The organism is Rhizobium sp. AP16 (assembly GCF_000281735.1).
GTDB classification, from domain to species: domain Bacteria; phylum Pseudomonadota; class Alphaproteobacteria; order Rhizobiales; family Rhizobiaceae; genus Rhizobium; species Rhizobium rhizogenes.
On sequence record NZ_AJVM01000081.1, the window covers coordinates 36,183 to 43,088 of the forward strand.

At 61.5% G+C, this 6,906-nt stretch carries 6 protein-coding genes; 3 read left to right on the plus strand and 3 right to left on the minus strand.

Features of this window, described 5'->3' with window-relative positions:
- Positions 1-28: 28 nt before the first annotated feature.
- Positions 29-1,084: an AraC family transcriptional regulator gene (locus tag PMI03_RS28125; RefSeq protein ID WP_007702120.1), complete on the minus strand. Its 1,056-nt coding sequence runs from the start codon at positions 1,082-1,084 to the stop codon at positions 29-31.
- Positions 1,085-1,204: 120 nt separating this feature from the next.
- Between PMI03_RS28125 and PMI03_RS28130 the strand changes: the two genes are divergently transcribed.
- The 3 genes from PMI03_RS28130 to PMI03_RS28140 all read left to right on the plus strand — a co-directional run bounded on the left by PMI03_RS28130 (position 1,205) and on the right by PMI03_RS28140 (position 4,889).
- A complete protein-coding gene (locus PMI03_RS28130; RefSeq protein WP_007702123.1) occupies positions 1,205-2,650 on the plus strand; it encodes an APC family permease in 1,446 nt (481 codons plus the stop codon).
- Positions 2,647-2,832, plus strand: a complete 186-nt coding sequence (locus PMI03_RS28135; protein WP_007702128.1) for a hypothetical protein — start codon at positions 2,647-2,649, stop codon at positions 2,830-2,832. The genes PMI03_RS28130 and PMI03_RS28135 overlap by 4 nt, the downstream gene beginning before the upstream one ends.
- 71 nt (positions 2,833-2,903) lie before the next feature.
- On the plus strand, positions 2,904-4,889 hold the full coding sequence (locus PMI03_RS28140; protein WP_007702131.1) for a primary-amine oxidase: 1,986 nt from the start codon (positions 2,904-2,906) through the stop codon (positions 4,887-4,889).
- A gap of 102 nt (positions 4,890-4,991) precedes the next feature.
- On the opposite strand, the gene PMI03_RS28145 is transcribed toward PMI03_RS28140, so the two are convergent.
- Together PMI03_RS28145 and PMI03_RS28150 are read right to left on the minus strand one after the other, a co-directional pair.
- Entirely contained in the window at positions 4,992-6,266 is a 1,275-nt protein-coding gene (locus tag PMI03_RS28145; RefSeq protein WP_007702133.1) for an MGH1-like glycoside hydrolase domain-containing protein, read from the minus strand.
- 25 nt (positions 6,267-6,291) lie between these two features.
- Positions 6,292-6,906, minus strand: a 615-nt coding sequence (locus PMI03_RS28150) for an ABC transporter ATP-binding protein (protein ID WP_039974822.1), incomplete at its 5' end; no start/stop codon positions are given.

Consider the following 6,906-nt stretch of genomic DNA (forward strand, 5'->3'; position numbering starts at 1 on the left):
GGCATGCCGCCTGATCGGAAAGAAGAGATCAGGACGACCGCATGCGCTCGTCCTGCGCTGCCACCGTCGACGGCGATAGGCCGGTCCAACCCTTGAACGCCCTCCAGAACACCGTACTGTCCGCATAGCCCAGTGTATCGGCGAGGCGGGAGTAGCCCGATGTGCCGGCCCTGAGATAGAGCTGCGCGATCCCGGCGCGATATTCCCGCACGAGGGCACGAACCGACGTATTCTCGTCGCTAAGGCGCCGCTGCAGGGTCCTGACCGAAAGCTTCAGTTCCGCGGCAACGGCTGCGATGGTGATCGGTTTATGGCCGAGATAGATCGCTATGACCGACAATACCTGATCCCGCACGCTGTCCTGATCGACATCGCCCGAGGAGAGATCGCCGATATGGCGCTCAAGAATGGCGGTCAGATCGCGATCTTCGTTGCGATAATGGCGGTCGGCGTCCGCCTTTAACATGACAATGCGGTTGCTGGACTGCGAAAACAGAAGCGACGCGCGGAAGATCCTCTGCAGTGGCTCCCGGTCGCGGGGCGCCGCATGCTCGAAGTGAATTTCGACGGGCCGCCAGGACGCGCTGAAGGAACTGCGGACGAGCTGGCAGGATGCGGCAAGGGAATATTCCGTATCCTGATGGCGCGGCCAAAGCCGCGGATCCTCCAATTTGTAACTCCAGAGCAGATGATCGCCTTCCTCGATCAGGCCGGCGCGCGTCACGCCCTGTAGCGCAACGACGTGTTTCGACAGGCGTTGAAAGGCGGACCGGATGGTCGAGGAAGCGGAAAACAAGATGCCCAACGGACCGATATCGGCCGGCTTGAACGAGATGCCGAGCCGGGCGCCAAGCGTCGGCTCACGCAGGATTTCGGCGGCCTCTTCGAAGATGGCGACATAGCGCGCCAGTGGCACAAAAGCGTAGGGATCGTCGAGCTGCGACCGTAAAATCCCGTGGCAGGCGAGAAGAACGTCGGTTTTGCCGTGTTTTTTATCCAGTTCCTGAACCAGAGGGACAAGCACGGAGGCGCGAATTGCGGCAATCGCGGGAGGGCGCCTGCTGAAATCGGATGCACCTGCCATTCAATTCACCTTCATGGCGCCGCGTGGCGCGGTTTATCGAAACTATGGCGTATCCTGCAATTCTTGGACCAGACCAGAATCCCTAGCCTGAGCTGATAAAAGCTAAAAAGAGGGGTTCTCATGTCTGTCGAAACGAGCATGCCCAATCAACCATCAGGCCGGCTTCAGAAGAATTCGATCGGTCTTCTTCACATCGTCTTCTTCGTCGTCGCGGCGGCAGCGCCGCTGACGGCGGTGGTCGGCGCATCACCCGCCGCCTTCGCATTCGGCAACGGTGCGGGCGTCCCCGGCGCCTTTGTGCTGTCCGGATTGCTGTACCTGATCTTCAGCGTCGGCTTTACGGCCATGAGCCGCTATGTCGGCGGTGCAGGCGCCTTTTACACCTATATCGCACAGGGCATCGGCAAACCGGCCGGCGTCGGCGGGGCGATGATGGCGATCGTCACCTATAGCGCCGTCCAGATCGCGATCTACGCGCTGTTCGGCGTGTTTGTCGGCGGGGCTCTCGCGCCGCTCGGCATGACGCTGCCATGGTGGGTCTATTCCTTTGCGGCGATCGTCATCGTGACCCTGTGTGGACAGCGAAACATCGCCTTCAGTGGTCATATTCTCGGTGTCTGCATGATCGCCGAGATCGCCATCCTGCTGCTGCTCGATATCGGCATCGTCTTTTCCGGCGGCGGACCGGAAGGCATGGGTTTGACCTCCTTTGCGCCCGCCACCGTTCTCGGACCCGGTCTCGGCGTAGCGCTCGTCTTCGTCATAGGCTCCTTTATCGGCTTTGAAGCGACGGCGATCTTCGCCGAAGAGGCCGAGACGCCGGAGAAGACCATTCCGCGCGCGACCTATGTCGCGGTGCTGCTGATCACCGTCTTCTACGCATTCTCCACCTGGGCGATCGTGCAATATTACGGGCCATCGAAGGTTTCGGGAGCGGCCCAAGCCGGCCTCGACACCTTCTTCTTCAACGCCGCCGGCGCCGTGCTGGGCAGTTGGTCGGTGCAGGTGATGAACATCCTGCTGATCACCAGCCTGTTTGCCTGCGTGCTGTCGTTCCACAACACCATCAACCGCTATTTCTTCGCACTTGGTCGCGAGGGGATCGTGCTCCAAGTCCTCGGCACGGTGCACGCCAAGCATGGGTCGCCCTATATTGCCGGTCTGGTTCAAAGTGCCATAGCCGCAGTCATCCTGGCGGGCTTCGTCATCGGCGAGCAGGATCCCTATGCGGTAGTCTTCTCGTGGATGGCGGCCCTGGCGACGATCGGCATTCTCGCCGTTCAGGTACTCGTTTGCGTGGCGATCATCCTCTTCTTCCGCAAGGCGAAGAGCGACTTGAGCCTCTGGAAGACCCTGATCGCTCCGGCGATCAGCCTGCTTGGCCTTCTCGGTGCACTCGGGCTCGTCAGCGCCAACCTGTCGCTGCTCTCCGGCTCGGAAAGCCTGATCGTCGCATCCTTCCCCTATCTCATTGCGCTTGTCGGCCTGTTGGGCGCTGCGTTCGCAGTCTGGCTGAAGTCCAGCCGCCCTACCCTCTACGCTTCGCTCGGGAAGGTCTTCGAATGATGCAGGCTCTTCTTCCCTCCTTCGATGATCGCGGGTTTCCCGCGGTCATCGCCACCACCGTGATCGCGATGCTCTTTGCAGCGTCCGTTCATTTCCACCTCCTCTGCGGCATCGTCTGCCTTCATGGCGAAGACGCGATGATGCCTGCCGATATCTGCCACGCCGCCACGGCTGGCCGTTGAGGGCAGCCGTGGGCTGCCATCATCCCAACACCAAAGCCGTCATCGCCGCTTTATTCAGAAAGGACAGTTTCATGGACGCTCAGGTTTCCGTCACCCATCCACTCGATCCCTTGGGCCTCATCGAAATCGAGGAAGCGGTGCTGATCGTCAGGGGGGAGCGCAAGCTCGGACCGCAATGCCGCTTCCCGATCGTCCGGCTGGAAGAGCCGACGAAGGTGGATATCGCCGGTTGGAAATCCGGTGCGACGCTGCCGCGTCTCGCTTTCATTCTGATACTCGATACCCTGTCCGGCGAGGTCACTGAAGCGATTGTCGATCTCAGTCGCAAGCGGGTGCACAGCTTCGAGCGCCTGCCGCTCGATCAAGCGCCCTACGGCCAGCCTCCTGTCATGATCGAGGAATTCATGCGCTGCGAGGAGATCGTTAAGAACGATCCGGCCTGGCGTGCGGCGGTCAAGCGCCGCGGCATTACCGAGGAAGACATTCCCCTCGTCCAAATCGATCCCTTTTCCTCGGGCTATTTCGGCTGTGACTTCGAGAAGGGCAAGCGCATCGTCCGTGCCGTCAGCTATTGGCGCGAGGATATTCGCGACAACGGCTACGCCCACCCAATCGAGGGTGTCGTCGCGGTGGTCGATCTGATCAGCAACAAGGTGGTCGATCTCGTCGATGACGAGAAGGCGCCCCCGGTTCCGAAGAAGAAGCGAAACTATGGCCGCGAAGCCTTTCCGGAGACGCGCAAGGACGTCAAGCCGCTCAACATCGTTCAGCCGGACGGTCCAAGCTTCAGCGTCGACGGCTGGAAGGTCGAATGGCAGAACTGGAGCTTCCGCGTTGGTTTCACGCCGCGCGAGGGGCTTGTGCTGCACGAACTGGCGATCAACGACAAGGGCCGGCTGCGGCCGGTCATCTTCCGCGCCAGCGTCACGGAAATGGTGGTCCCCTATGCCGATCCGACCGCGAACCATTATTGGAAGAGCGCTTTCGACGCCGGTGAATACGGCCTCGGCCGGCTGGCAAACTCGCTGGAACTCGGCTGCGACTGCCTGGGGCAAATCCACTATTTCGATATTCCGGCCACCGACGACCTCGGCCAGCCGTTCGTCATGAAGAATGCGGTCTGCATGCACGAAGAGGACTACGGCATCCTCTGGAAGCACTACGAGTTCCGCAATGACATCTTCGAAGTGCGCCGCTCGCGCCGCCTGGTGATCAGCTTCTTCGCCACGGTCGGCAATTACGACTATGGCTTCTACTGGTATCTCTATCAGGACGGCACCATCCAGCTGGAGGCCAAGCTGACCGGCATCATCCAGACGGCGGCGGTCGCGCCCGGCGAGACCTATCCGTGGGGCGGCATGGTGGACGAAAACCTTGGCGGCCCGACCCATCAGCACTTCTTCAACGCACGCCTGCACATGGATGTCGACGGTGGCGGCAATACGGTGAGCGAGCACGAATTCGTGCCGCGCCCCTGGGGCAAGGACAATCCTTACGGCAACGTCTTCGACACCACGACGAAGGTGCTGGCACGCGAACTGGATTCGCCTGCCGTCGCCGACGGTATCACCGGCAAATACTGGAAGATCAGCAACCCGAACCAGAAAAACAGCGTCGGCCGTGCTCCCGGCTACAAGATCGCCGTCATGCCGAGCCCGCTGATGCTGGCACAGGAAGGTTCGACCGTTCGCGAGCGCGGCGGCTTTGCGACCAAGCACATCTGGGTCACGGCCTTCGATCCCAAGGAGAAATATGCAAGCGGCGACTATCCGAACGTCCATGCCGGCGGTGACGGACTGCCGAACTATGTGAAGCAGAACCGGCCGATTGAAAACGCGGATGTCGTCCTGTGGCACTCCTTCGGCCACACGCATGTCTGCAAGCCGGAGGACTTTCCCATCATGCCGGTCGAATATGCGGGCTTCACGCTGAAGCCGAACGGCTTTTTTGGCGAAAATATCGCAATGAACCTGCCGGCCGAGACAAACCATCACAGCATCGACAACCGGCAGCCGTCATCGTCGGAAGAAAAAGGGAACTGCTGCCACAGCAAATGACCGTGGCTCGCAGCGACACGCCGGCCCTTTATGCAGGGGCCGGCGCGATCTGCCAGCGAACGACAGATCAGCTCAGGCGACCATGACGTCGACCGAGTAACCTCAAGCCGCCTTTCGCGTGAACTCAATATAGGCTGCGGCCGTCCACGAGAAATCGAGGCCGCCGCAGCCTTCGCCGGTCAGTGGATCGAAATACTCCGCGAACCCCTGTCGCTCGACCGCCTGAACCGTCGCGGCGCGCAGCCCTTCGGCCAGATCGACACGGCCATTGCGGCGAAGGCCGGCAATCAACAGCCAGTTTATCACGCCCCATACCGGGCCGCGCCAGTAGCGCTTGGCTTCAAACCCGGCAAAGGCTTGCGGTGTTGACGGAAAAGCCACCGCCAGACCACTCGCCCAGCTTTCCATCTCCGCGCAGGCAGCATCAAGAATGGCAGGTTCCAGATCAAGCGCCAGCAGCGGAATGAACCCGGCCTGGGTCGGAGCCTCCACATCCTCTTCAGATATGAGATCGCGCGAGACGAAGCGGCGCAGATGCGGGCGCCACTGTGCCAACAATGCCTTTCTCGACAGTGTATTCATCTGCCGCAGCTCGGCTGCTTCTTCAATTCGGCCAAGCGCGACGGCAAGACGCTCCAACTCCTCGCCGGACCTCAGGAGAATGGCAGTCGTCTGCACCTCAGCGATCTTGAAGGGGGCCGCCTTCCACTGGTGCGCGGGATCCCAACTGCAGGCCGCATAGGTGTCGACGAGGTGGATGAACCGCCGGTAGTCCTCGTCGCGTGGGCGCATGGCCTGATCCACATGGCCGGTATCCTTGCGCACGACAGCGGTCTCTGTTGTGGTTGGCACGCGTGCCAGCCCGATATCCCAGGCCGGAGAGTTGTCGCTGCCGCTTTCCCAAGGGTGCAGCAGGGCGACAAGCCCTGTATGCTCAGGGTCCCGCGCCGCATACCACCACCGATGCCAGCGCAGCGCTGCCTTAAAGAGCGGGGCGGATCGGTCTGCGGCATTCGCAAGGCCGCTATCGACCGCAGCATCATGAACGCGTTTCAGCGCCATGCCAAAGACGGGCGGCTGGGTGATGCCGGATGTTGCGATAATATGTGATGTCCGCCAGACATCCGGACCAGGGAAGTAGCTGTCGCTCGGAGCATGAAAAACGATATGAGGTATCATGCCATCCGCCCACTGGCCTTCCACCAGGCGTTCCAGCTCGCGATAGGCGCGGGGTACGTCATAGGCCGCAAATCCCATCGCGACGAAGGCGGAATCCCAGTTCCACTGGAAGGGATAGAGCCGGTCGGTCGGCACCGTGTAGCCGCCGCGATCATTCGTCTTCAGGATGGCGCGGGCCTGGGCGATAAAATCCGTCATGTCGTGGTCCTATATGGAATTCTGGTCAGTTGGCGGCGGCGTTGAGCGCGACGCCGGTGTCCGGCGAGAGCCAGGTCAGACGACTTGGATCCGGCCTCAGCCCGATCCTGTCGCCGGCTCTGACCTTTTCGCCCGGCGGCAGGATCACCCGGACGGGTTGGCCGGCGATCGTTCCGGTCAGTAGCAGGTGCGAGCCCATCGGCTCGGAGACGCGCACATCAAGCGGCAGGCCTTCGGAGAGAGGCGCAAGCGCTACGTCCTCGCCACGCAGGCCAAGCACGATATCGCCGCTTGCCTGCGGCACGGCTTGTGCCTGGCTCCCAAGCTTCACCGCTCCGCCTTCGACCGGCAGCCGGATGAAATTCATTGGCGGATTTCCGATGAAGCCGCCGACGAAGCGGGTCGCCGGATGGCTGTAGATCTCGACAGGTGGCCCCACCTGCTCGATACGGCCGTTGTACATGACCGCGATACGGTCTGAGAGACCCATGGCCTCGGTCTGGTCATGCGTGACATAGACGGTGGTCGTTCCTGATGCCTGCAATACGGCCTTAAGCTCGGTCCGCATCTCCAGGCGCAGAAGCGCGTCGAGGTTCGACAGCGGCTCATCCATCAGCAGTACCTGCGGCTCGACCGCCAA

Coding starts and splice junctions, on each gene's coding strand:
- PMI03_RS28125 (WP_007702120.1), bottom strand. CDS start 1,084: ATGGCAGGTGCATCCGATTTCAGCAGGCGCCCTCCCGCGATTGCCGCA.
- PMI03_RS28130 (WP_007702123.1), top strand. CDS start 1,205: ATGTCTGTCGAAACGAGCATGCCCAATCAACCATCAGGCCGGCTTCAG.
- PMI03_RS28135 (WP_007702128.1), top strand. CDS start 2,647: ATGATGCAGGCTCTTCTTCCCTCCTTCGATGATCGCGGGTTTCCCGCG.
- PMI03_RS28145 (WP_007702133.1), bottom strand. CDS start 6,266: ATGACGGATTTTATCGCCCAGGCCCGCGCCATCCTGAAGACGAATGAT.
- PMI03_RS28140 (WP_007702131.1), top strand. CDS start 2,904: ATGGACGCTCAGGTTTCCGTCACCCATCCACTCGATCCCTTGGGCCTC.